The organism is Pseudomonas sp. MRSN 12121, from assembly GCF_000931465.1.
GTDB lineage: Bacteria > Pseudomonadota > Gammaproteobacteria > Pseudomonadales > Pseudomonadaceae > Aquipseudomonas.
The window spans coordinates 258,719-283,491 of the sequence record NZ_CP010892.1 but is presented as its reverse complement, the minus strand read 5'-3'; the positions used below and the strand labels follow the sequence as shown (position 1 = coordinate 283,491).

The 24,773-nt window shown below is 59.2% G+C and carries 22 protein-coding genes and 2 pseudogenes; 18 read left to right on the top strand and 6 right to left on the bottom strand.

All coding sequences use genetic code 11. From position 1 onward, the window contains the following. Window positions 1-79 precede the first annotated feature (79 nt). The 6 genes from TO66_RS01230 to TO66_RS01205 all read right to left on the bottom strand — a co-directional run bounded on the left by TO66_RS01230 (window position 80) and on the right by TO66_RS01205 (window position 5,130). Window positions 80-1,012, bottom strand: a complete 933-nt coding sequence (locus TO66_RS01230) for a sigma 54-interacting transcriptional regulator (RefSeq protein ID WP_044460602.1) — start codon at window positions 1,010-1,012, stop codon at window positions 80-82. A gap of 57 nt (window positions 1,013-1,069) precedes the next feature. Further along, the gene (locus TO66_RS01225; protein ID WP_044460601.1) at window positions 1,070-1,651 is read right to left on the bottom strand and encodes an alpha/beta hydrolase; all 582 of its coding nucleotides are present in this window, start codon (window positions 1,649-1,651) and stop codon (window positions 1,070-1,072) included. 327 nt (window positions 1,652-1,978) lie between these two features. Further along, window positions 1,979-2,380: a biopolymer transporter ExbD gene (locus tag TO66_RS01220; protein WP_044460600.1), complete on the bottom strand. Its 402-nt coding sequence runs from the start codon at window positions 2,378-2,380 to the stop codon at window positions 1,979-1,981. 1 nt (window position 2,381) lies between these two features. Beyond that, window positions 2,382-3,107, bottom strand: coding sequence for a MotA/TolQ/ExbB proton channel family protein (locus TO66_RS01215; protein WP_044460599.1), 726 nt, complete (start codon window positions 3,105-3,107; stop codon window positions 2,382-2,384). Between the two features lie 63 nt (window positions 3,108-3,170). After that, a complete protein-coding gene (locus TO66_RS01210; RefSeq protein ID WP_044460598.1) occupies window positions 3,171-3,986 on the bottom strand; it encodes an energy transducer TonB in 816 nt (271 codons plus the stop codon). A gap of 286 nt (window positions 3,987-4,272) precedes the next feature. Next, window positions 4,273-5,130, bottom strand: a complete 858-nt coding sequence (locus TO66_RS01205) for a LysR family transcriptional regulator (protein ID WP_044460597.1) — start codon at window positions 5,128-5,130, stop codon at window positions 4,273-4,275. A 109-nt stretch (window positions 5,131-5,239) separates the two neighbouring features. On the opposite strand from TO66_RS01205, the gene TO66_RS01200 reads away from it, so the two are divergent. From TO66_RS01200 to TO66_RS01145, 18 genes and pseudogenes are all read left to right on the top strand, one after another. Next, entirely contained in the window at window positions 5,240-5,899 is a 660-nt protein-coding gene (locus TO66_RS01200) for an ankyrin repeat domain-containing protein (protein ID WP_044460596.1), read from the top strand. Window positions 5,900-5,919: 20 nt separating this feature from the next. After that, window positions 5,920-6,381: a nucleoside deaminase gene (locus TO66_RS01195; protein ID WP_044460595.1), complete on the top strand. Its 462-nt coding sequence runs from the start codon at window positions 5,920-5,922 to the stop codon at window positions 6,379-6,381. Then, window positions 6,368-7,591: a CynX/NimT family MFS transporter gene (locus TO66_RS01190; RefSeq protein ID WP_044460594.1), complete on the top strand. Its 1,224-nt coding sequence runs from the start codon at window positions 6,368-6,370 to the stop codon at window positions 7,589-7,591. The genes TO66_RS01195 and TO66_RS01190 overlap by 14 nt, the downstream gene beginning before the upstream one ends. 309 nt (window positions 7,592-7,900) lie before the next feature. Continuing rightward, window positions 7,901-8,419 carry an Hcp family type VI secretion system effector gene (locus TO66_RS01185; protein WP_044460593.1) on the top strand — a complete coding sequence of 173 codons (519 nt, stop codon included), beginning with the start codon at window positions 7,901-7,903 and terminating at the stop codon, window positions 8,417-8,419. 128 nt (window positions 8,420-8,547) lie between these two features. Next, the gene (gene tssI / locus TO66_RS01180) at window positions 8,548-10,590 is read left to right on the top strand and encodes a type VI secretion system tip protein TssI/VgrG (RefSeq protein ID WP_044460592.1); all 2,043 of its coding nucleotides are present in this window, start codon (window positions 8,548-8,550) and stop codon (window positions 10,588-10,590) included. Beyond that, window positions 10,580-11,320: a DUF4123 domain-containing protein gene (locus TO66_RS01175; RefSeq protein ID WP_044460591.1), complete on the top strand. Its 741-nt coding sequence runs from the start codon at window positions 10,580-10,582 to the stop codon at window positions 11,318-11,320. The genes tssI and TO66_RS01175 overlap by 11 nt, the downstream gene beginning before the upstream one ends. Continuing rightward, window positions 11,317-16,206, top strand: a complete 4,890-nt coding sequence (locus TO66_RS01170; RefSeq protein ID WP_082061030.1) for an RHS repeat-associated core domain-containing protein — start codon at window positions 11,317-11,319, stop codon at window positions 16,204-16,206. The genes TO66_RS01175 and TO66_RS01170 overlap by 4 nt, the downstream gene beginning before the upstream one ends. A gap of 3 nt (window positions 16,207-16,209) precedes the next feature. Next, window positions 16,210-16,596 carry a hypothetical protein gene (locus TO66_RS32185; protein ID WP_082061029.1) on the top strand — a complete coding sequence of 129 codons (387 nt, stop codon included), beginning with the start codon at window positions 16,210-16,212 and terminating at the stop codon, window positions 16,594-16,596. A 386-nt stretch (window positions 16,597-16,982) separates the two neighbouring features. Further along, on the top strand, window positions 16,983-17,258 hold the full coding sequence (locus TO66_RS01165) for a hypothetical protein (protein ID WP_044460590.1): 276 nt from the start codon (window positions 16,983-16,985) through the stop codon (window positions 17,256-17,258). A gap of 72 nt (window positions 17,259-17,330) precedes the next feature. Continuing rightward, a pseudogene (locus TO66_RS01160) lies at window positions 17,331-19,619 on the top strand (RHS repeat-associated core domain-containing protein); the annotation flags it as partial. A 3-nt stretch (window positions 19,620-19,622) separates the two neighbouring features. Then, window positions 19,623-19,973, top strand: coding sequence for a hypothetical protein (locus TO66_RS01155; RefSeq protein ID WP_044460589.1), 351 nt, complete (start codon window positions 19,623-19,625; stop codon window positions 19,971-19,973). Window positions 19,974-20,314: 341 nt separating this feature from the next. After that, the gene (locus TO66_RS01150) at window positions 20,315-20,590 is read left to right on the top strand and encodes a hypothetical protein (RefSeq protein WP_044460588.1); all 276 of its coding nucleotides are present in this window, start codon (window positions 20,315-20,317) and stop codon (window positions 20,588-20,590) included. Between the two features lie 63 nt (window positions 20,591-20,653). Further along, window positions 20,654-20,974, top strand: a pseudogene (locus TO66_RS34185) (RHS repeat domain-containing protein); the annotation flags it as partial. Between the two features lie 203 nt (window positions 20,975-21,177). After that, a complete protein-coding gene (locus TO66_RS32165) occupies window positions 21,178-21,570 on the top strand; it encodes a hypothetical protein (protein WP_080926019.1) in 393 nt (130 codons plus the stop codon). A 151-nt stretch (window positions 21,571-21,721) separates the two neighbouring features. Continuing rightward, a complete protein-coding gene (locus TO66_RS32160) occupies window positions 21,722-22,252 on the top strand; it encodes a CPCC family cysteine-rich protein (protein WP_080926020.1) in 531 nt (176 codons plus the stop codon). Window positions 22,253-22,307: 55 nt separating this feature from the next. Further along, the gene (locus TO66_RS32155; RefSeq protein WP_080926021.1) at window positions 22,308-22,676 is read left to right on the top strand and encodes a hypothetical protein; all 369 of its coding nucleotides are present in this window, start codon (window positions 22,308-22,310) and stop codon (window positions 22,674-22,676) included. A gap of 73 nt (window positions 22,677-22,749) precedes the next feature. Next, window positions 22,750-23,079, top strand: coding sequence for a hypothetical protein (locus tag TO66_RS32150; protein ID WP_080926022.1), 330 nt, complete (start codon window positions 22,750-22,752; stop codon window positions 23,077-23,079). A 323-nt stretch (window positions 23,080-23,402) separates the two neighbouring features. Beyond that, a complete protein-coding gene (locus TO66_RS01145; RefSeq protein ID WP_044460587.1) occupies window positions 23,403-24,071 on the top strand; it encodes a hypothetical protein in 669 nt (222 codons plus the stop codon). Window positions 24,072-24,773 lie beyond the last annotated feature (702 nt).

Here is a 24,773-nt window from a genome sequence, read left to right as displayed (position 1 = left end):
TGATATTCCATTTTGTTCATACAGCAACGGACCGCTCTAGCCCGCGCCCGGAGCGCTCCAGGCGGCCCCTACAAAAGCTTCAGATCACGCCGTGCTGCTTGAGCAAATGCTTGAGCGCCTGCAACTCGGCGGCGGAACCGGCGGCGACCAGCCCCTTCAATTGCTGATCCACCTGCTCCAGCCGCGACAGCTGCGGCGGCAGGTTCAGGTGCTCCGGGAGGATCTCCGCACCGCTGCTGACCAGCAGCGCGAAATGAATGACGTTCTCCAGCTCGCGGGTATTGCCGGGCCAGCTGTGCTGCTCCAGCACCTGCTGGGCCGCCTCGCTGATCAGCGGCACCGGCAGGTCCAGGCGTTGGCTGTAGATGCCGAGGAAGTACTCGGCCAGCGACAGGATGTCGCCCACCCGTTCGCGCAGCGCCGGCAACTCCAGGTGACCTTCGCCCAGGTAGTGATACAGCCGCTCGTGGAATTTGCCCGCCGCCACCGCCTGGGCCAGGTCGATGCTGGTGGCCGCCACCAGGCGCACATCCACCGGGCTTGGCTGGTGCGCGCCGACCCGGGTCACTTCATGGTTTTCCAGGGCCGCGAGCAGCTTGGCCTGGATCGGCAGCGGCAGGTCGCCGATCTCGTCCAGGTACAAAGTGCCGCCATTGGCCGAACCGAACCAGCCGGCGCGGCTGCTGGCCGAACCGCTGAACGTGCCAGCGGCGTAGCCGAACAGCTCGGCGTCGGCATACGCCTTGCTGATGGCCCCGCAGTTGACCGACACGAACAACCCGCCGCGGTCGCTGGCACGGTGGATATGCCGCGCCAGCAGTTCCTTGCCGCTGCCGGTTTCACCGCGGATCAACACCGGGATCGAACGCGGCGCCAGCTGTTCCAGCTCATGGCGCAGTTGCCGCGAACGGGGATCGACGAACACCAGCGCCTTGGCGCGTATGCTCAGTGGGCTTTTTTCAGCATCGGGAAAAGTCAGCAACGGCTGACCGAAAGACTCATGCAGACTCATGGCAGACTCCCGCCCGGATCCGCCTGGAGGCGGGGGCGTTTTAACAAAAAGAAGAAATCAGGCGCGACGCAGGGAATGCTGTTCCATGCGGGTTTGCAGGCGATAGAGATAGGCGAAGCCCTGCTCCCAGCGCTGGTGACCGGATTTGACGTTGATATGCCCGGCACCCGAGAGAATCCCGGCCTCGGCGCCCCAGTTGCGGGCCAGCTCCAGGGCACGCGGCGCACTGATGGCGCTGTCGTTGTCGGAGCTGACGACCTGGCTGGGAAACGGCAGCAGGCTGTCGGGGATCGGCGCGAAATTGCGCAGGGCCGGCGCGCAGGCCGGACGCTCGACGTCCGCCGGCGCCACCAGCAAGGCACCGCGCACCTGGCGCAACGCGCTGGTCGGCGCATGGGCGGCCCAATGCGCGACGGTGATGCAGCCCAGGCTGTGGGCGATCAGGATCACCGGGGTGCTGTCGGCGGCGATCGCCTCGGCCAGCGCCGCGACCCAGTCTTCACGCCGGGGAGTCAGCCAGTCGGCCTGCTCCACCCGCGCACTGTTCGGCAGGCTGTTCTGCCAGTGGCTTTGCCAATGATCTTCTGGCGATCCTTGCCAGCCCGGCACAATCAGGTAGCGAATTGATTCGTTGCGCATGGGGGAGCTCTCCTGCGTGTCTGTTCCCGATCGAGTATAGGGATGAGATTTATATTCGTTAAGGAATAAGAAGCTATTTATTAAGATCCACAAAGAATATCAAATCTCGCCTGTACCCTGGCTGTACCAGCGCCGGGAGTCAGGCCGGCAGACCGCGGCGCCTGTATCGCGGGCAAGCCTCGCCCCTACCATGGAGCTCCTGTAGGAGCACAGCTTGCGCGCGATGGCGTCCGTCCAGGCCTGCGCCCGGGGCCAGATCGCAGGCAAAAAAAAAGGCCGCACCCTGCCAAGGAGACGGCCCGAAAAGTCGTGGCTTACAACACTGTTTCAGCGGGCGGTGATCACCGACAGCTTGGTGATACCGGCGCGCTCGATAGAGGCCATGGCGCGTGCCACTTCGCCGTAGTTGACGCCGTCGTCCGCCTGCAATTGCACGCGCACCTCCGGGTCCTTGGTCTTGGCCGCCTGCAGATTGGTTTCCAGCAGGTCCGGCTGGATCTCGTCCTTGTTGATAAAGAGTTTGCCGGTGCCGTCGATGCTCACCACCAGCGGGTCCTTCTGCTCCACCGGCGCCACGGCCTCGGTCTTGGGCAGGTTGATCGGGATCGAATTGGTCAGCAGCGGCGCGGTGACGATGAACACCACCAGCAGTACCAGCATCACGTCCACCAGCGGCGTGACGTTGATTTCGCTCAGTACCTCGTCGCTGTCCTGGGTCGAGAAGGCCATGTCAGGACGCCTCCTTCACTTTCTGCGCACCGCCCGAGGCAGCGCCCTTGTGCACGGCCGGGTGAACCAGCACGCGGAACGAACTCTTCTGCGCCAGGCTGTAGAAGTCGTGGGCGAAATCGTCCAGGTCGGCAGCGGTCAGCTTCAGGCGACGCAGGAAGTAGTTGTAGACCAGCACCGCCGGCACCGCGACGGCGATCCCCACGCCTGTCGCCACCAGTGCCGCGCCAATTGGCCCGGCCACGGTTTCCAGGCTCGCCGAACCCGCCGCGCTGATGCCCTTGAGGGCCTCCATGATGCCCCAGACCGTACCGAACAAGCCGATGAAGGGCGAGGTGCTGCCGATACTGGCGACCACCGCCAGGCCGGTTTCCAGCGAACGCCGCTCGCGGACGATCTGCTGGCGCAGGGCGCGCTCCAGGCGGTCCTGATGATTGATGGCCTGGCTCAGGTCCGCGGCGTGGCTGGTGTCACCGACCTGGATCGCCGCGTAACCGGCCTGGGCCACCCGCGCCGCTGCGCCGGGCTGGGTTTCGCTGAGCTCGGCTGCCGAATCGAGGCTGGAGGCGGCCCAGAACTGTTTGTGGAACTTGCGATCCTGCGCCTTGAGACGGGCGAACTGCGCGCCCTTGAGCAGCGCCAGGCCCCAGGTGGCCACGGAAAAGACCACCAGCAGCCAGATCACCGCGCTTTCGATGGATTGGAGTGGAGATGCCAATAAACTCATGATGTGTCCCTCTGTATGACCCTTGTAAGAGCGAGCGTGCTCGCGATAGCGCCTGGCGCAGGCTCAATGAATCTTGAAATCGATGGGTACGCTGACCCAGCCGTCCTGGGCGACATCACCCTGCTTGGCCGGCACGAAGCTCCAGCGCTTCACGGCGGCCAGCGCGGCGTCGTCGAGTTGCTGGCGACCGCTGCTTTTCTGCACCTGGATCTCGCCGGGCTTGCCGCTGGCCAGCACATGCACCCGCAGCAACACCGTGCCCTCCCAGCCGCGACGCTGGGCCAGCGACGGATATTCCGGCGCCGGGTTCTTCAGGTACGCGGCATTCGCCGACGCCGGGGTCACGGGGGCCGGCGCCGGTGGCGCGGGCGGCGCCGGAGCGGCGACCGGTGCGGCCGGTTGAGGCGGCGCGGGTTGCTGCTGCACCGGTTTCGGGGCCGGCTTGGGTTCAGGCTTGGGCACCGGCTTGGGCTTGGGTTTGGGAACCGGCTTGGGCGGTGGCGGCTTCACCGCCAGCTCGTCTTCCACCGGTGGTGGAGGCTCAACCACTGGCTGTACCGGCTGCGGCGGCGGTGGCTCGACCACTGGCGGCGCGGGTTGGGAAAACTCGATGGTCATCGGCGGAATTTCCGGCGGCACGATCGGCAACACCGGCGTCGGCTGCTGGTTGATCCAATAGATCGCCGCGCCGTGCAGCAGCAGGGCGATCACCCCGAGGGCAATCGCCTCGCGGCGCCGCAGCCCGGCCTTGGGCACCTTCTGCAGGCGCAACTGGCCCAATGGCAAGCGATGCGGCCGGCCGAGATCGACCAGATCGCCGCTCGGTGCCGGACGCCACTGCACCTCATGCGTGCTGGCGGCGGTCTGGACATTGCCCATTGATTAACTCCCTACAGTCTTTTGCGAATAACCGACGCCCCTGTGTGTACTTCCCCTTGGGCGGCGTCGAGGGCTGAATGATTGGCGCCAGACACTTATCCCTGAAAGTAATCTTTAAAGTTATTGATAGATCAAAAACACATATAGGAATCCGTGCTGTCGCGCCAGGCCGCGCCAATCAAGGGCTCCAGGGGAGGCGGCGAAAAGCCATGCTTTTCACGCATCGAAAATATTCGCCAAAGGCATCGGATCTCTCCGGCAATATCGCGGCGAAACGAGTGGAGGCTCAGACTTTCACAGCCTGGCTCTCGCACAGCGCCAGCAGCTGGCTTTCCAGGGCCTTGCCGGCCCGGCTCAGCCCGCTGCGGCCATACAACGCCAGGCGCACACCCTGGATATCCGGCAGGCCGCTGGCGGCATCGAGCATGCGATGTCCGGCGGCCACCACCCGTACCGGCAGCAGGCTGATGCCCAGGCCCGCCGCTACCGCCGAGCAGACGCTGGCCAGGCTGGCGCTGGAGTAGCCGATGCGCCAGCGCCAGCCGCCGACTTCGAGGTGATGGAGCATTTCATGGCGATACAGCCCGCCCACCGGAAAGGCCACCAACGGCAGCGGATCGCGCCCGAAGGCCGGGGTGGCGCGGCTGTCGACCCAGCACAACGGCTCCGGCCAGGACGCCAGGCAGTCGTCGCTGGTGCCCATCTGCTTGACCAGCAACAGGTCGAACTCGCCGCGCCGGTACAAACGGGTCAGTTCCGGGCCCAGCCCGCTGGTGACTTCCAGGCGCACGCCGGGGTGGTCCTGGCCGAAGCGCGACAACAGCGGCATCAGCCGCTCGGCGGCGAAATCCTCCGGTACGCCGAGGCGCAGCACGCCTTCGCTCTGCTGGTGCAGCAAGACATCGCTGGCCTCCTCGTTCAGGGCCAGGATGCGCCGGGCATACCCCAGCAAGCGCTCGCCCTCGGCGGTGGCCACCACCCGGCGCTGGTCGCGGTCGAGCAACTGGCAGTCCAGGCTCTCCTCCAGCCGCCGCACCTGCTGGCTGACCGTGGACTGGGTGAGGTGCAGGCGCTCGGCGGCGCGGGTGAAGTTGGCGCAATCGACGACGGCGACAAAACTGCGCAGCAAAACCGGATCGAACATGGCGACACCATTCTGAATGCCACTGATTGGCATGGTTATATTTAATTTCAGAATACCTCAGCACCTGACCATACTCGGCGTTCATTCAGCGCACAGGGAACCTGGAACCATGCGTTACCTGTCTTGCAAATACGCCCTCGTGGCGATCGGGCTGTTCGTGGTGGGGGTGGTGATGGCCAGGGATAACGAGTTGCTCGATGCGGTCCGCGACGGCCAGCTGCCCAAGGTCCGGGCGCTGATCGAGCAGGGCGCGCAGGTCAATGTCCGCGGTCTCGACGGCAGCAGCCCCTTGCTGCTGGCCACCGCCGCCAACCAGGTGGAAATAGCCCGGGCGCTGATCGAGGCCGGCGCCGACGTCAACCAGAAGAACCTGATCCACGACAGCCCCTATCTGCTGGCCGGCGCCAGCGGACGCAACGCAATCCTGCAATTGACCCTGGCCCACGGCGCCGACCTGAAAAGCACCAACCGCTACGGCGGCACCGCGCTGATCCCGGCCTGCGAGCGTGGGCATGTGGAGACCGTGCGCCTGCTGATCGCCGCAGGCGTCGATCTCGATCACGTCAACCGCCTGGGCTGGACCTGCCTGATGGAAGCCATAGTGCTGGCCGATGGCGGCCCGGCGCACCAGCAGATCGTGGCCCAGCTGATCGCCGCCGGCGCCGACCTGAACCTGCCGGACAACGAGGGCCTGAGCCCTCTGCAACAGGCGGAAAAACGCGGCCAGAGCGCCATCGCCAAACTGCTGCGGGACGCCGGTGCGTCCTGAATGCCCTTGGAGGAAGCCTTATGCAAGACGATCAGGAGTACCTGCAACGCGCGGTCGAACTGGCCCGGCAGAACGTCGCCGCTGGCGGCCGGCCGTTTGGCGCGGTGCTGGTGCATGACGGCCGGGTATTGGCCGAAACGGTCAACCAGATCCACCTGACCCAGGACCCCACCGCCCACGCCGAATTGCTGGCGATCCGGGTCGCCAGCCAGCACCTGGGCCCGCGCCTGGACGGCAGCGTGATCTACGCCAGCGGCCAGCCCTGCCCGATGTGCCTGGCGGCCATGTACCTGTGCGGCGTGGAGCGCGCGGTGTTCGCCGCGGACAACGCCAGCGCCGAGCCCTTCGGCCTGTCCACGGCGGCGATCTACGCACAGCTGGCCCAGCCCGAGGCGGCCCGGCGCCTGCCGGTACAACACCTGCCGCAAGCGGCGATGACCCGCATCTACCACGACTGGCAGGCCCGCCATGCCGCTGGTTGAGTCACGCCTGCGACGCCTTGGCGGCTGGACCCTGCTGGTCGCCCTGGGGCTCAACCTGCGGCCGATCCTCAGCTCCATCAGCCCGTTGCTGATGGACATCCGCGCCGCCACCGGCCTGAGCTTCCAGAGCAGCGCCTGGCTCACCAGCCTGCCGGTGGTGTGCATGGGCCTGGTGGCCTTGCTCGGGGTGCGCCTGGAAGCCCGGCTGGGGGAACGCCGCGGCGTGGCCCTGGGCCTGCTGATGATCCTCGGCGCCTGCCTGGCGCGACTGCTCTGCGATCGCGCCGACGCCCTGCTCGCCACCGCGCTGCTGGGCGGCGCCGGCGTGGCGTTGATCCAGGCCCTGGTGCCGGCGCTGATCAAGCGCCAGTTCCAGCAGCGCGTGGCGCTGGCCATGGGCATCTACTCGGCGTCGCTGATGGGCGGCGGTGGCCTTGCGGCCCTGCTCAGCCCGCGGGTGGCCACGCACTTTGCCCACTGGCAGGCCGGCCTGGGCGTGTGGCTGCTGCCGGCGCTGGCGGCCCTGCTGCTGTGGTGGCTGCTGCCCTTCGCCGCACCGCTCCGGCACTCCGGCGCGCCGTCCGCCAGCCTGTGGCGCCAACGACGGGCCTGGCTGCTGGCGCTGTACTTCGGCCTGGTCAACTGCGGCTACATGAGCATGGTCGCCTGGCTCCCGGCCTATTACCTGCAACTGGGCTGGAGCGCCAATCAGAGCGGTTCGCTGCTGGCCTTCATGACCATCTTCCAGGTGCTCGCCGCGCTGCTGATGCCAGCCCTGGCGCAGCGCCAGAGCGATCGCCGGCCCCTGCTCGCGATCAGCCTGAGTGCCCAAGCCCTGGGTTTCACCGGCCTGGTGCTGACACCTCTGCTGGCGCCACAGCTGTGGGTGGCGCTGATCGGCTCCGGCCTCGGTGCCTGCTTCGCCCTGAGCCTGATCCTCACCCTGGACCACCGCCGCGACCCGCGGGAAGCCGGGCAACTGGCGGCCTTCGTGCAAGGGGTGGGGTTCCTGATCAATGCCGTGTCGCCGTGGCTGACCGGTTGGCTGCGGCAACTCACCGGCGACTTCCTCGGGGCCTGGTGGGTGCTGGTTGCGACCGTGCTGGCGATGCTGGCGCTGACCCGGATCTTCAGCCCCTCCAGCTACCGCGAACCGACCCAGGCCGCGCCATCGCTCGCCGTGTCGGCAACCTCGAGCGCCAACGGATAAGGCCCATGGCCACTATGCGCAACTTCTTGCGCACCTGCCTGTGGATAACTCTGTGAGCAAATCGACCAGAGCCTTGTAAACCGTTATCTACAGCCAAGTGCGCAACTTCTTGCACAGCACTGCGCAAGAAGTTGCGCACTTTCTCCGGCTTTTCCTCGAAAAACTCCCCCCGGCAAACCAAGGAAGCCCTGCACGCCTTGATTCACAAGGCTCGGCCAGTGCCTGGCACGCTCCTTGATATCAATCCGACACCCAATCGGGCGATCCGTCCCACCGGGCACCTTTATTTTTCCAGCAAGGAGAGCATCCATGGCTACACCAGCGTATATGTCCGTCACCGGTACCAAACAAGGCCTGATCACCGCCGGCGCCTTCACCGCTGACTCCGTTGGCAACACCTACCAGGAAGGCCACGAAGACCAGGTCATGGTTCAGGGCTTCCAGCACGAAGTGATCATCCCGCGTGACCCGCAGTCCGGCCAGCCAACCGGCCAGCGCGTACACAAACCCGTGGTCATCACCAAGGTTTTCGACAAGGCTTCGCCACTGCTGCTGGCGGCCCTGACCTCCGGTGAGCGCCTGACCAAGATCGAAATCCAGTGGTACCGCACCTCCGCTGCCGGCACCCAGGAGCACTACTACACCACCACCCTGGAAGACGCGATCATCGTCGACATCAAGGACTACATGCACAACTGCCAGGATCCGGCGAACTCGCACTTCACCCACCTGGAAGACGTGCACTTCACCTACCGCAAAATCACCTGGACCCACGAAGTCTCCGGTACTTCCGGTTCCGACGACTGGCGTTCCCCGGTCGCGGGCTAAGTCCGGCCGACCGCTACACCAACATCGGCCAGCTCTGCTGGTCGATGTTGTTTACGCCATAAGGGATTTCTTGCGTTCGTCGGCCCCCGGGCCCGACCCACGCTGCAGTACTGCACGAGGAACAAGGGATGTTCGCGCCGGCCAACCAGACTCACTTCAGCCTGACCGTCGAAGGTCTTTCCAGCGACCTCCAGGTCCTGTCCTTCACCGGACGGGAAGCCATCAGCCAGCCCTTCGCCTTCGAGGTCGAGCTGGTCAGCGCCCAGGCCGCGCTAGACCTGGAAAGCCTGCTGCACAAACCGGCCTTCCTGCAGTTGGCGCAGAACGGCACCGGCATCCATGGGCAGATCTACCGCGTCGCCCAGGGCGACTCCGGCAAGCGCCTGACCCGCTACTCGGTCACCGTGCGCCCGCACCTGGCCTACCTCGCGCACCGCATCAACCAGCGCATCTTCCAGAACCTCAGCGTGCCGAAAATCATCGGCCAGGTCCTCGAAGAGCATGGCATCCAGAGCAACGCCTACGAATTCAAGACCGGTTCGGTCTACCCCGAGCGCGTCTACTGCGTGCAGTACGACGAGTCGGACCTGCATTTCATCCAGCGCCTGTGCGAGGAAGAAGGGATCCACTACCACTTCCAGCACAGCGCCGACAGCCACAAGCTGGTGTTCGGCGACGACCAGACGGTGTTCCCGAAACTGGCGCCGGTGGCTTACCAGCAAGATTCCGGCATGGTCGCCAACGACCCGGTGATCAAGCGCTTCGACCTGCGCCTGGAAGCCCGCACCAGCCGCACCACGCGCCGCGACTACGACTTCGAGAAACCGCGCCTGACCCTCGAAAGCGACGCCAAGAGCGAGATCAAGCCGGACCTCGAGGACTACGACTACCCCGGCCGCTTCGTCGACCGCGAACGCGGCAAGCACCTGGCCAAGCGCGCCCTGGAACGCCATCGCAGCGATTACCAGCTGGCCGAAGGCAAGAGCGACCAGCCGCTGCTGGTCAGCGGCCACTTCCTGGCCCTGACCCAGCACCCGAAAGCCAAGTGGAACGACCTGTGGCTGCTCACCGAGGTCATCCATGAGGGCAAGCAGCCCCAGGTGCTGGAAGAGTCGGTGACCAGCGACACCACCGCCTTGAAGGACGATTTCCACCAGGGCTACCGCAACCAGTTCCAGGCCACCCCCTGGGACGTGCCCAACCGCCCGCCGCTGGCCCACCCCAAGCCGCGCATCCTCGGCAGCCAGAGCGCCGTGGTCACCGGGCCCAAGGGCGAAGAGATCCACTGCGACCAGTACGGCCGGGTGAAAGTGCAGTTCCACTGGGACCGCGAGGGCCAGGCCGACGACAAGACCAGCTGCTGGCTGCGGGTGTCCTCGGCCTGGGCCGGCGCCCAGTACGGCGGCATCGCCATCCCGCGGATCGGCATGGAAGTGCTGGTGACCTTCCTCGAAGGCGACCCCGACCAGCCATTGATCAGCGGCTGCCTGTACCACAAGGAAAACGTCGTCCCTTACGAGCTGCCGGCGAACAAGACCCGCAGCACCTTCAAGACCCTGAGCAGCCCCGGTGGCGGTGGCTACAACGAGCTGCGCATCGAGGACAAGAAGGGCCAGGAGCAGATCTTCCTCCACGCCCAGCGCGACTGGGACGAGAACGTCGAGCACGACCAGAAGATCCGCGTCGGCAACGAACGCCACGACACCGTCGAGGCCAACAGCTACAGCGAGTTCAAGGCCGAGGAACACCACACCGTGCACGCCGACCGCAAGGTCGAGGCGCGCGCCAGCGACCACCTCACCGTGGGCGCCAACCAGCACATCAAGATCGGCACCGGGCAGTTCATCGAGGCCGGCCAGGAGATCCACCTCAACGCCGGGGTGAAAGTGGTGCTCGAAGCCGGCAGCGAACTGACCCTCAAGGGCGGCGGCAGCTTCGTCAAGCTCGACGCGGGCGGCGTGACCATCAGCGGCCCGCAGGTCAAGGTCAACTCCGGCGGCGGCCCGGGCAGCGGCTCCGGCGCCGCGCCGCTGATGCCCGGCGTGCTGAAACAGGCCGACGCCGACAAGGCTGGCGCCCTGCTGACCCCGGCGCAAATCAACACCCTCAAGCGCAACGCGCCTTTCTGTGAAGAGTGCGAAAAGTGCAAGGACGGTGCCTGTGCCATCTGATCGCCTGACACCCCAGGCCTGGCTCGCCAGCCAGCCCCTGCAAACCAACGAGCGCCTGTACCTGGTCATCAGCAACGCCAGCGACGCCGACCCGCTCAAGGACTTCTACCAGGCCCAGGGCGCCAGCGGCCTGACCCCGATCTGGAGCGGCACGCCCTACGCCGACTGGCAGCCGGTCATGCCCTACCTGGCTGAACTCAAGCCCAACGCCGGCTTCCTCGACTGGATCGCCAGCACCGACGCCGACGACTGGGGCTGGCTGGCCGTCTCCAGCAGCGAACCGAACGTGGTGTTCGAACACCTGCGCAGCCTGACCCAGGTGAAGATGCCGGATGGGGCCGGGGTGTTTTTCCGGTTTTGGGATGGGCGGCATATTTATCCGATTCTGGAAGGGTTGGGCGAAGACGCCCCCCAGATCCTCCCCATATTCGACCGCTATTTCATCAATGGCCGGGCTCTGAAAACCGGCCCGGGAGTGGTCAAGCCGCCCAAGCCGTTTCCCTGGTGGGAGGTGCCCGAAGCACTGGTCAAGAAACTTGCCAAGGACGACCCGAGCACCGTTATCGACAACCTGATGCAGTGGCTGAGCGAAGACTGTCCCGAGCTGTATTTCGCCTTTCCTGAAAACAACCTGCGCCACAAAGTCGAACGCTTCGTCCGCAACCAACCGCCTACAGAAGATTTGGCAGAGCGCCTCGCCGCCCAGCTGACAAAGGAAGTCAACGCATGATTAGCAGCCCACTGGGAACCTTGGTCCTTCGGGTACTGGACGCCAAAGCCCCCGACGTGAAACTGATCCTCAAGGACTTCAATAATTGCCTGAGTGACTACCAGAACTGGGCGGACGGTTTCTGGACGGGCTGGGCCATGGACGTCGACCAGAAATTCAAGGTCGGCAACGAGGTCAGCGTCACCCAGCGCAAGACCAAGAAAGGGGCTGTCGAGACCTTTGCCGTGTGTCCAAAGGACGGCAAGTTCACCCTGATCCATACGTTCGAGACCGCACGCTATGTGCCCATCGGCAATACCCCGGTGCGCGTCGAACAGGTCGAGAAAGCCATGATCGGCTACTCCGTGGTGGGGGCCCCAATCAATAAAAAGATCGGTCCTAGCGGCATCGAGACTATCGACAAGTGCATCCCGGGAAAACTCTATCGCATCACCTTTTTTCCAGACGTCTCGGAAAACGATGTCAAAGCCCTCTACGGCTCTTACAAAGGCGTGATCAGCGATCTCGACGGCTGGTTGAAAAGCGAGTGGGCGAGCAAGTTCCAACCGCAATGGAGCACCTACTCCGCGGCAGATCATTCAGGTCGCGCGCGAATTCTGCTGCAAGAGGCGCTCGATAGCTTCGAGCAGGCGCTGCTCAATTTGTGGGATGACTTGAAAGACCTGATGGAGCTCTTGGCCGACCCGATAGGCAAGGCCAAACAGCTTGGCGATTACCTGTCGAGCATAGAAATCGACAAACTCTACGCCACCTCCAAGGACGCCATTGCTTCTGCCTTGTTGATACTCAACGACGAACCGCTGATGTTCATCTACATCTCGGCGATCGTGGCCTGGGTCGGCATGTTGCCGCCGCAAGTGATCGTCAGTGTGATTTCGAGCATCGGCGTCGAATTCCTGATCAACGTGCTCATCGGCATCTGCCTGACTGGCGGGGCCGGCCTGGCCGTGCGCCTGGGGACCAAGGCCCTGAGCAAAATGAAGCCTGGGGGAGCGCTCAAATACCTTGAGGGGCTGGCCGAGCAACTGATGATGGCCAGCAGCAAACATAGCCTGCCGGGCCATACCGAGCTGTCCAAACCGGTAATGCTCCAGGCCAAGAACGCTCCACTGGATGCGGGCAAGAAAGCCCCTCTTTCCATCAAGCCCAGCGATGCTGGCGGTGGCCCGGTGCCTCTGCCCAAGACCGCCGATACCCCCTCGCTGAAGGAACCGAACGCTTCGGTGTTTGCCCGGAAGAAAACAGAGCCGCAAACCCTGCTGGTCAAACAAGAACCGGTTAATGACGTACCCAAACAATCCAAGAACCCGGCGAATCAACCGACGCAGTGCACAAAGAACACCCGCTGCGAAGGTGACCCGATCTCGATGGTCACCGGTGAGGAACTGCTGACCCTCTCTGACGGTGAACTCGACGGCCTGTTGCCCCTGGAATGGACGCGGCTGTATCGCACCAGCGCAGTGGAAATCGACAACCGCTTGGGCTTCGGCTGGAGCCACTCGCTGTCTCATCGCCTGCAAATCAGCGATGAAGGCGTGCTGTGGACCGATAACGAAAACCGCCAGACCCAGTTTCCGCTGCCAACCGAACAACGTCCAAACATCATCAACAGCCTGGCCGAGGCGGCGATCTTCCTGGGCGATGCGCCCGGCGAGTTGATCCTGACGCAAGCCGGTCAAGGCTCGCGCTTTTACCACTTCCGTGCCGGTCGCCTGACCACCATCAGCGACGCCTACGATAATCAACTGCACATCAGCTATGACCTGGTCGATCGTGTACAGCGTATCGATAACGGTGCCGGCCGTTGCCTGTACCTCCGTTACGATGAACGCCATATCGTTGCCGTGGACTACCAGCAACGCCGCCCCGAGTACGACGAGCGAGGCGAACGTCAGGAGCCCTGGCTGACGGTACAGACCCTGGTCAGCTACCAGTACAACGAGCGCAACCAGCTGATCAGCGCCACCAATGCGGCGGGTGAAACCGAGCGCTATCGCTATGACGAACAGCATGTCATCCAGCAACGCCAACTGGCCGGCGGCGCGAGCTTTCACTGGGAGTGGGAGCGCGAAGGCAAGGCGGCCCGCTGTATCCGCCAGTGGTCCAACCTTGCGCAAATCGATTCCCGGTACGTGTGGGACGACCAAGGCACAGTCACTGTCGTCAACGTCGATGGCAGCGAACAGGTTTACGTACACGACGAGAATGCCCGCCTGGTCAGCCAGACCGATCCTGACGGCGCAGAAACACAAAAGGCCTACGATGAAAAAGGCCGCCTGATCGCCGAGAAAGACCCGCTCGGCGCCGTCACCGAGTATCAGTACGACGAAGCCGGGCGCCTGGTCGCCCTCATCCCCCCCGAAGACGAACCGACCACCTACCAGCACCACAACGGTTTCGTACGGGCGGTACGGCGCGGCAAGGCCACTTGGAAATATCAGCGCAATCTCCAGGGCGACATCACCCAACAAACCGACCCCGACGGCAACGAAACCCACTACCGCTACGACCGCCAGGGCCGCCTGCTGGAAATCACCCACCCCGACGGCAGCCGCCATCAACTGGGCTGGAACGGCCTCGGCCAACTGCTGGAAGAACGCCTGCCCGACGGCGGCCAGCGCAAGTACCGCTACGACGCCCTCGGCCGGCAGATCACCCGTCAGGACGAAAGCGGCGCCATCACCCACTACCAGTGGGATGCCGCCAACCGCCTGGCGCAGATCACCCTGCCCGGCGGCGCGACTCGCGCTTTCAGCTACAACGCCTACGGCAAAGTCACCGCCGAACGCGATGAGCTGGGCCGCGTCACCCGCTACGAATACGCCGACAACCTGCACTTGGTCAGCCGTCGCATCAACCCGGATGGCAGCCAGCTGCGTTATCGCTACGACAACGCGCGCCTGCTGCTGACCGATATCGAGAACGAGCGTGGCGAGCAGTACCACCTGGACTACTACCCCAACGGCCTGATCCAGCAGGAAACCGGCTTCGACGGGCGCAGCACCGCCTATGCCTACGACCTCAACGGCAACCTGCTGAAGAAAACCGAATTCGGCGACGACGGCAGCGAACTGGTCACCGAGTTCCAGCGCGATGCCGCTGGCCGGCTGCTGGTGAAAACCCTGGCCGATGGCGAGAAAATTCACTACAGCTACGACGCCCTCGGGCGCCTGGTGAACGTCGATGACGGCCACTGGCCGCTGGCCTACGAATACGACCTGCAAGACCGCCTGATCACCGAGCACCAGGGCTGGGGCACCCTGCGCTACGAGTACGACAAGCTCGGCCAACTGAGCCACTGCCGCCTGCCGGATGGCAGCAAGCTCGATTATCGCCATGCCCCTGGCGGCCAACTCAGCAGCATCGACCTCAACGGCTCGCGCCTGACCAGCCACCAGTTCACTGCCGGCCGCGAACAACAACGCCAGCAGGGCCTGCTGCTCAGCCAGTACCATTACGACGACCAGGGCCGCCTGCAGGCCCATAGCGTCAGCCAGCAACAGCACGGCCAGCAGCACAACCTGTACCGCCGCGCCTATGCCTACGACGCCAACGGCAACCTCGCCGGCATCGATGACAGCCGCAAGGGCAACCTGCGTTATCACTACGACCCGCTGGATCGCCTGATCAATGTGCGTGGCGCGACGCCGGAGAGCTTCGCCCACGACCCCGCCGGCAACCTGCTGGGCCAGGGCGACCAGCCCGCGGCCAACCTAGCCAACGTCAAAGGCAACCGCCTGCTGATGCAGGGCGACCGCCACTACGACTACGACGCCTTCGGCAACCTCAGCCGCGAACGCCGCGGCGCCGGCCAGAAGCTGGTCACCGAATACCAATACGACTGCCAGCACCGGCTGATTGGCGTCAGCCTGCCGGGCGGCAGCACCGCCACCTACAAATACGACGCCTTTGGTCGACGCATCGCCAAGACCGTCGATGGCCGTACTACCGAATTCCTCTGGCAAAGCGAACGGCTGATCGCCGAAAGTGGTGAAAACCGCTATCGCAGCTACATCTACGAACCCGGCACTTTCCGCCCCTTAGCCATGCTCGATGGCGAAGGCCCGGCTCGGGCCACGCCGTTCTATTACCAACTCGACCACCTTGGTACGCCGCAGGAGTTGACCGCCTATAGCGGCGAGATCATGTGGTCGGCGAAGTACCGCGCTTACGGCAATCTGGCCGCGCTGGACGTCTCCGAAATCGATAACCCACTGCGCTTCCAGGGCCAGTATTTCGATACGGAAACCGGGCTGCACTACAACCGCCATCGCTACTACAATCCGAACTCTGGACGGTTCTTGACGCCGGATCCGATCAAGCTGGCAGGGGGGTTGAACAACTACCAGTATGTGGCTAACCCCACGGCGTGGGTGGACCCTCTTGGGTTGAATGGTTGCCCAGGAAACCCTAGTGATACATCAAGTATTGGTAAAGTAGACAGTCCAGAAGGGAAGGCAAAGGTTAATGAAGGGACCCCTGAAGCTCCTAAGACTGATAATGAATATTTGTATAGAGGCGATATGCGGCCCCACAATGTCATTTTCAATGAAGGATTTAAGAGCAAAGGCGACAGCATGGACCTAGAGCTTCATGCATTCGACAACAATACACCGCCTAGCAACTTTATCAGTACTTCAACATCTGAAGATGTTGCCATCGACTTCGGAACTGCATATAGAACAAAGAAAGGAAACCTATATGTTCTAAGAAAAGTCCCCGGCAGAGACGTAAATAAAGAGCTCGGATCAAAAGTCCCATTCCCTGAAGAAAAAGAAATTGCTATTCCGAATCAAATTAATACAGAAGACATTTTAGGTGTGACTCCACTAAACGCTGACGGAAGCTATGTCGGTTACTCCATCCCTAATCCAGCGAGGCGATAATACGTGGACCATAGAGAAATAACTTTAGAAGAAGATGGGTTGCTGCGTTCAGTAGAAATTGCATACGACATGGAAAGCCCATCTATACAAATAAATTTAAAGAACTCAGAACATGTATTCTACGGAGACAATTTATTTTCTTGCTTTATTAAACTAAGGCAGAACTTCCCTGAGATAAATTTTTTTTGTAAAGGTGCCAAAAAAAATGTTTATCCTTCCAGGGCTTCTTCGCAAATGTCATCAGGATTGATGGCTTATGAGCTACAGCTAGGAAAGCAAGCTCTAAGAGAAAACATTGTAAACATTTTTGATTATGAGGATCAGAATCTCACCAACGACCCTAGTGTACAGTTGGATTTTTTCAAGTCTTGGATGGCATCATTAAAATAAAACTATCGAAACATATTTACCCCAATGAAGAATACTTGAAAAACATCTTCAGAAAATTTTTAACTTGTGTTTGCTAGAGAAATCTCCTACAGAACGTATCGACTTCCGCCAACTTGTATAGCTTCTTTCACATGGCTAAGATTTTACCGTCGCTGCAAAATCAGTGACCGGTTTTGACAGACCGAATATGATCGAGGCATGCAAATGCCGCTATGTGAACAGCTGGCATTTTTTGTGCCTGCCGTTCCTTTATATGGCGGCTGTGCGTGGGGCACCTTTGCGTGCGCCGGGCTCCTTGATCCTCGGTCTGTCAACCCGCGTACAGCTGCCACCCGACTTGTTTGACAGCGAGTAATGGCAGCTCCATTTGATCAAGGAGCTTCACCATGAATCGATACATGCCTATCACCGGCATCGACAACAATTTTCCCTCGCTACTGATTGATACTCAGGCACCTGTGGATGTGCTGCATGACACCGCCGCATACCGCATCCGATGCGTAACCCGGCTACTTGAAACAATTTCTCTAACCGAAAACTTCAACAGCGACCCACTACTGCTACAAGATTTGTCGCGAGTGATCGTTATCCCACTCCGCGACGGCTGTGACCTGATGGATGTCATCGGCCGCAGATTGCAGGATCAAGCTCTGAACGCTTAAGCCCGTTCTTTAAAAATCAGCAATGTCCTGTCAGCGCAGCGTGACGACCTGCGCTGACTTCCGACGGTAGCCGACGCCCTCGGCCAGCAAATCACCCGCCAGGACGAAAGCGGCGCCATCACCCAGTACCAGTGGGATGCCGCCAACCGTCTGGCGCAGATCACCCTGCCCGGCGGCGCGACTCGCGCTTTCAGCTACAACGCCTACGGCAAAGTCACCGCCGAACGCGATGAGCTGGGCCGCGTCACCCGCTACGAATACGCCGACAACCTGCACCTGGTCAGCCGCCGCATCAACCCGGATGGCAGCCAGCTGCGTTATCGCTATGACAACGCGCGCCTGCTGCTGACCAATATCGAGAACGAGCGTGGCGAGCAGTACCACCTGGATTACTACCCCAACGGCCTGATCCAGCAGGAAACCGGCTTCGACGGGCGCAGCACCGCCTACGCCTACGACCTCAACGGCAACCTGCTGAAGAAAACCGAATTCGGCGACGACGGCAGCGAGTTGGTCACCGAGTACCAGCGCGATGCCGCTGGCCGGCTGCTGGTGAAAACCCTGGCCGATGGCGAAGAGATCCACTACAGCTACGACGCCCTCGGGCGCCTGGTGAATGTCGACGACGGCCACTGGCCGCTGGCTTATGAATACGACCTGCAAGACCGCCTGATCACCGAACACCAGGGCTGGGGCACCCTGCGCTACGAGTACGACAAGCTCGGCCAACTGAGCCACTGCCGCCTGCCCGACGGCAGCAAGCTCGATTACCGCCATGCACCCGGCGGCCAGCTCAGCAGCATCGACCTCAACGGCTCGCGCCTGACCAGCCACCAGTTCAACGCCGGCCGCGAACAACAACGCCAGCAGGGCCTGCTGCTCAGCCAGTACCAGTACGACGACCAGGGCCGCCTGCAGGCCCACAGCGTCAGCCAGCAACAGCACGGCCAGCAGCACAACCTCTACCGCCGCGCCTATGCCTACGACGCCAACGGCAACCTGGCCGGCATCGACGACAGCCGCAAGGGCAACCTGCGTTATCACTACGACCCGCTGGATCGCCTGATCAACGTCCGTGGTGCCACCCCGGAAAGCTTCGCCCACGACCCGGCCGGCAACCTGCTGGGCCAAGGCGACCAACCCGCCGCCAACCTGGCCAACGTCAAAGGCAACCGCCTGCTGATGCAGGGCGACCGCCATTACGACTATGACGTCTTCGGCAACCTCAGCCGCGAACGCCGCGGCGCCAGTCAGAAGTTGGTCACCGAATACCAGTACGACTGCCAGCACCGGCTGATCGGCGTCAGCCTGCCCGGTGGCAGCACTGCAACCTATAAGTACGACGCCTTCGGCCGCCGTATCAGCAAAACCGTCGATGGCCGTACTACCGAATTCCTGTGGCAAGGCGAACGGCTGATCGCCGAGAGCGCTGAAAATCGCTATCGCACTTATATCTATGAACCCGGCACCTTTCGCCCTCTGGCCATGCTCGATGGCGAAGGCCCGGCTCGGGCTACGCCGTTCTACTACCAGCTCGACCACCTCGGCACACCGCAGGAACTGACCGCCTACAGCGGCGAGATCATGTGGTCGGCGAAGTACCGTGCCTATGGCAACCTAGCCGCGCTGGACGTCTCTGAAATCGACAACCCGCTGCGTTTCCAGGGGCAGTATTTCGATACGGAAACCGGGCTGCACTACAACCGCCATCGCTACTACAATCCGAGCTCTGGACGGTTCTTGACGCCTGACCCGATCAAGCTGGCGGGGGGGTTGAACAACTACCAGTACGTGCCTAACCCTACGGGGTGGGTGGATCCGTTGGGGTTGGAATGTTTAGGGACAGATGGAAATAAGCCAGAAGTCGGGGCTAAAGACACCACGGCCAAAGCTGCTGTCGATGAAGGAGCCCCTCCTGTACCGAGCTACAAAACGCCGTACAAACCGTTGAGCAACCCTCAGAAGAAAGTGCTGCAAGGCAAAGTAGCGAATAGGACCGCCACTCGAGATGAAGTGGCTCATTTAGACTGGAACAGACGGTTTAACAATAGACGGCAGAAGGGTGTAGATCGATTCTGGTCTGATGAGAGGAAAAGGCTGAAGGCTGGTGAGTCTGGCACAAGGGATTGGTCCCCTGAACAGGCAAATGACATCATGAGAAAGAAACGGCCTAAGTTTGACGGAAAAACGATGGAAGGACATCATAAATACAACGCTCTTGACTATCCTCAGCTCGCCGACAAAGCGTTTAATATCTATCCAGCGACTAGAGACGAGCACTTGTATAGATGGCATGGTGGAAAGTTCCAAAATGAAACTAAAGGAAAACCACTTAACCCACTCATCCCTGAGGATTTTTGAAAAATGTCAAAAATAAGCATCGCCTCTGCAGTCCCTACTAACGATCTCGATATCGCAAAGTTTTTACATCAACGTTTTAAAATGTCATTGATGGGCTCTCAAAAAAAACTAAGCATGGGAGAGAAAGGCTTTTTTTATACATGTGATCTATTTGGAAACGATCACGTGGAACGAGAAAAGGACATTCGTGACATCGTTAGTTTTTTCAGGAATAAAAAAAGCCCACTTCTCTTTCTTGAAATTGACGACGACCAAGACTGGGGGGATCTAGACCCTGAGAATCTTAGTGAGTTTTCAATATCAGAAGACGAGATGATTAACACCCTTGACTCATCCAAAGGGCTTTATGAGTAACATTATAAAGCTCTCTTAATTATGATAACACCATCTTTTAAGACGGATTTCCCCTACAAGATAAATCGACTTTTCCAGCTTGTATGAACCTAAGCCAATAGATAGGATCTCTAAGTCGCTGCAAAATCAGCGACAAGGGTGTGGAAGCCCTTCAAGATCCAAGTGAAAGAACCTCCATTAAGTATGTTGTTACATACTATTGAATTATGGCGGTTGTATGCGGGGCACTTTCGAGTGCGCCGGGTTCCTGGATCCTCGGTCTTCCACACCCGTGTACAGCTGCCACCCCTCATGTGGAAGTGATGCAGGCAGTTTCTGAAACTGACCCAGGGAGATCATCTATGTCTCGCTACATGCCCATCACAGGAATCGACAATAACTTTCCTTCGCTGCTGATTGACACACAAGCCCCCATCGATGTGCTGCATGACACCGCTGCATACCGCATTCGATGCGTCACCCAACTACTTGAAACAATTTCCCTAACCGAAAACTTCAACAGCGACTCGCTACTGCTACAAGACTTATCGCGAGTAATCGTCATCCCACTTCGCGACGGCTGCGACCTGATGGATGTCATCGGCCGCAAATTGCAGGATCAAGCTCTGAACGATTAAACCCGTTCTTTAAAAATCAGCAATGTCTTATCAGCGCAGCGTGACGAACTGCGCTGATCTTCCGGGGGCGCCACCCGCGCCTTCAGCTACAACGCCTATGGCAAAGTCACTGCCGAACGCGATGAGATGGGCCGCGTCACCCGCTACGAATACGCCGACAACCTGTACCTGGTCAGCCGCTGCATCAACCCGATGGCAGCCAACTGCTGTCTCACCCGGATTAATAAAATGCATAAAAAACCTGACCTCAATATATTTCGCAGTCTACTTTTTGTTTTCGACATAGATAATCCGGACAACGACTCCAAAACCAGGCAAGACATATTAGTTTCAAAAAATACAAACAACACCCAAGAACTTAAAGAGCTTTCGACACGATGCTAAAATCAGAGTTCCTTGCATACACTCCAGAAGCACGCAAGCGCTGTATAAAAACATTGGAACACTCCTTAAGCACTAACGAAAGCTTCGAAGCTCTATTTGAAAAGATAACCACCCACTTCGATGACAACATCGAAGACCGGCGCCAATTTATGCAAGTACTTTATAACTGTTTAACACGCTATAACGCAGAGACTTAAACAGAAATGGAAAACCCAAAAGAAATCCCAAGAAAAGTTTGGCATGGCCTCGAAAGCAAGTCTTATTTAGAAATTGCTCAAGAGCTACCAACCAGCGACGACCTACGTAAATGGATAGCCATATATGCCATATATCAGCTTGACTTTGAAAACCGACGCCCAGGCCGTCGCTTTTACAGATTCATAGAAGACTCCAAGGGTTCAAACTATGTTGCCATAGAGTTCACCATTCCGAAAAGAGCACTTGAAACACAAGACAGTATCGATAGCTCAGACATAACCATAACAAAGCTAAAAACATTAGAAACTGAAGACAATATAAACCATTTCATTCGAGAAAATCACATCAGCCCTGAACTATTTACTCCTCCTTGGGGATGTGATTATCCATTGAGTTAAAAAAACCAGAACAATATAAATCTTAGCCAACCACTCTGAGCGCTTATCCTTATTAAAGCCATTATATTAAACACACTCAGAAACAATCTATCCATATGGATCGACGTAGATGCATTCCAATAGGTCATTATTTTAGCCAAGAAATTTCAAGATGAGTATTCTTCCAAGAGCTGACGCCATACATAAATTATGCAAAAAAACCTTAAATTCTCTCGATAATAATGCTCGCGAATCATACATATTTAATTGGTGGGGACTAGATGAAAGCGATTTTGAGTTTTCTCTACTATCGAAAGAAATTCAAAATCTAGTATCGTTGAACGGTGATCCTCCGAGCGATACTCAGGATCAAATGTGCGACGAACTGATCATGATTGCTCTAGCTTCAGAATACAAAGGCGTGACAAATACATACTTATCAGAGCTCATGTCAAAAATTGGCCTAGGAAAGTATGAAGTTTATGGGGATATTGAGACATTGGAAGCTTGTCCTTGCTGTGACTATCGAACTCTCTCATCAAGGGCACACTATGAAATTTGCGGACTATGTAACTGGGAAGACGATGGCACAATAGAGCAAGATACCTATAGTGGCCCCAACCATATGACCCTCAGAGAGGGCAAAGAGAAATTCAGGGTGCAAATGGATCAATTACCATTGAACAAGTGGATAATGCCTTAACAAGGCTATTGGATACCTACTGCCAAAATCTCATGCCCCCTAAATTGGACAAAAAATGAAACCCTTTCTTGAAGTTGAAGACATACAAAATTATCCATTCCCGAAAAGTTTTGTAGATTTCATAAACAAAGAACCAAAAGCCGACCTTGAGCCTTGGTGGCTCTTAGTCTACAAGGAGGGAAAAATAAATAGCTGGCATAAAACCCTGAAACAACTATATCCAAAAAGATCACTAATACCTTTTGCAAAATTTAGTGCCAATGATGATATAGCCTGCTTCGACGGTAAAGATCTATCTGGAAATCCCAACGTATTAATCATTCATGCTTATGCCTCAGAAGGTTGGGAGCATCAGAGCACTCTCACAGACTTTAGCGTTTGGCTCAGCGAAGCACTCAAAACAAAAGAAAATTGGGATGAATAGTAACACTTAACACTTAAAGCCAACCCCTGTTATTTACCCCCTGCAACTATTGATAGCTTCAAGGAGCAACCATATGGAAAAAATATTTTACGTCATAGACTCTTACATAAAAACATATGCTCAAGGTGCCTACCTAATAATTATAAAATCGTCCTCAGGAAAAATATATGGACTTTCCTGTGAGTTTGAAGTTTACACACAGGACTTCGATAAGGTGGCAGTTCGCAAAACCAGCGAATTCGATCCAAATGATATAAAGCTCGACGAAGCAAACTGGATAGACTTCCCTCAAGGAACTGAGTTAGTTCCAGCCAACTGGGACGACATTATAAACTCAAGACTTTCTGATTACGTCATAGGTTATCAATTGGAGAACGAAGTTGGCATACATAGATTCCGATAGAGCACTCGTCCCACAAAACCGATAAGAATATTAAGAATCCCCCCCGAATACTTCTAAAAAGGAATGGCTCGAGTTTATGGACCAGCACTGAAGAATTAGCTACACCGGGCTCCACTGCCTCCCATCCCCCCAGCGACAAAAAACCACAACCACCTCCCCCACCAAACCCGTCATGCTCCCTCTCCCTGCGATCACCCCCGGCGAGCACATTAATCTGCCGTAAACCCAGCACCCCGTACCCTCACCCCCCACCGTCCATTTGTTTATTTCCCCATTCATCCGTTTAATCCCTATCCACCCCCCGCAACACAACGAAGACCCTCATGACTCGATACCTGCTCTACCCCCTCCTCTTGCTGTCCACCTTGCTGACTGGCTGCGCGACGCAGCTGGGCGTGGCGCTCAATGGCACGCCGGATCCGGACTATCAATTTGATCGGCAGGCGCCGGTATTGGTGACGGTTACAACGAGGGATGATGAGAACTCGCTGAATGCCCGTTATTACGTGCGCGACATGGTCAGTGCCATGAAGGACCAGGGGTTCCGCGAGGTGTTCACCGAGGCGACGCTGCCCAAGCAGCATGCGCCGATCAAGATGACGGTGACCCTGGATATCGGCAGCAAGCAGGTAACGTATCGCTACACCGCCACCGAATACGGGCAGGTGCAGAACAGTACGTCCACCGTGTGCAAGGATGGCAAGAAGAAGGACAAGCTGGTCTGCACCAGTACGCCCAATACCTCTTATGGCCCGGTGGGGACTTCGGAGCGCACCGGGTATGCCAGGCTGACCACCTTCACCGTGACCGCCCGGGACGAGGCCAGCAAGCGCGCGGTGTATCTGCTGCGGGTGTCGTCGCAGAACGACGATTGCCAGGACGCCAAGGTCGAGGCCTTTGTGGTCGAGCAGGGTTTGCAGAACCTGGATTTCCGCGACCGCGTGCAGCGGACTTACACGGTGACCATGCCGGATAGTTACAGCTGCAAATAACCCGTCTTCTGTAGGAGCGGCCGGCCGACGTTCGATTGGCCGCGCGGCTCGACCTGTGCCCCCATTCGATGGCCTGGTTGCTGCGGATCCAGACAACCGACAGGGGCCTGGATCACCTCCGATCGGGCCCTGATGCCGCTCTGCCACTAGCTCGTAAAAACACAACTACACTCCCTTTCGCCAGGCTATCGCGATGTTCGGTGCCGGGCATTTGTGCGGCCGGAAAATGGCCAATCCCCGAGGTGCGCCGTCACCCGACTGCCGCAGGTTCCTGGCGCTGACCGGGCTTGATCGGGCTGCGATCTCGAATCAAGGCGATACCACCGATCGCCACCTACGATCGATGCATCACGGTGCAGGAATTTGCGCGGCATCGCGCGAGGAACAAGGAATGTTCAAGGCATCCCACCGAGCTTGCGTTGCCTGCCTTGCAGACGCCATGGCGCACCCTCGCGCCCGGCACGGACGCCCTTTGCCCTTGTGCCCGCTGGCCCACTGCGACGGGCGCAAATGGGCGACCTGGCTTATTTCCCCCCCTGCAAAAACCTTCCTTCAGTGCCCGGCATCTCAAGGCGCTGCGTCGGCTGCAGCCTCCCCGCTTGACCATGAACGCAGCAGGCGCCTTGCCAGACGCGCCCTGGAACGCCATCGAAAGAACCATCGGACAGCCAAATGAGGTGCTACCTGACCACCTGATTCCGG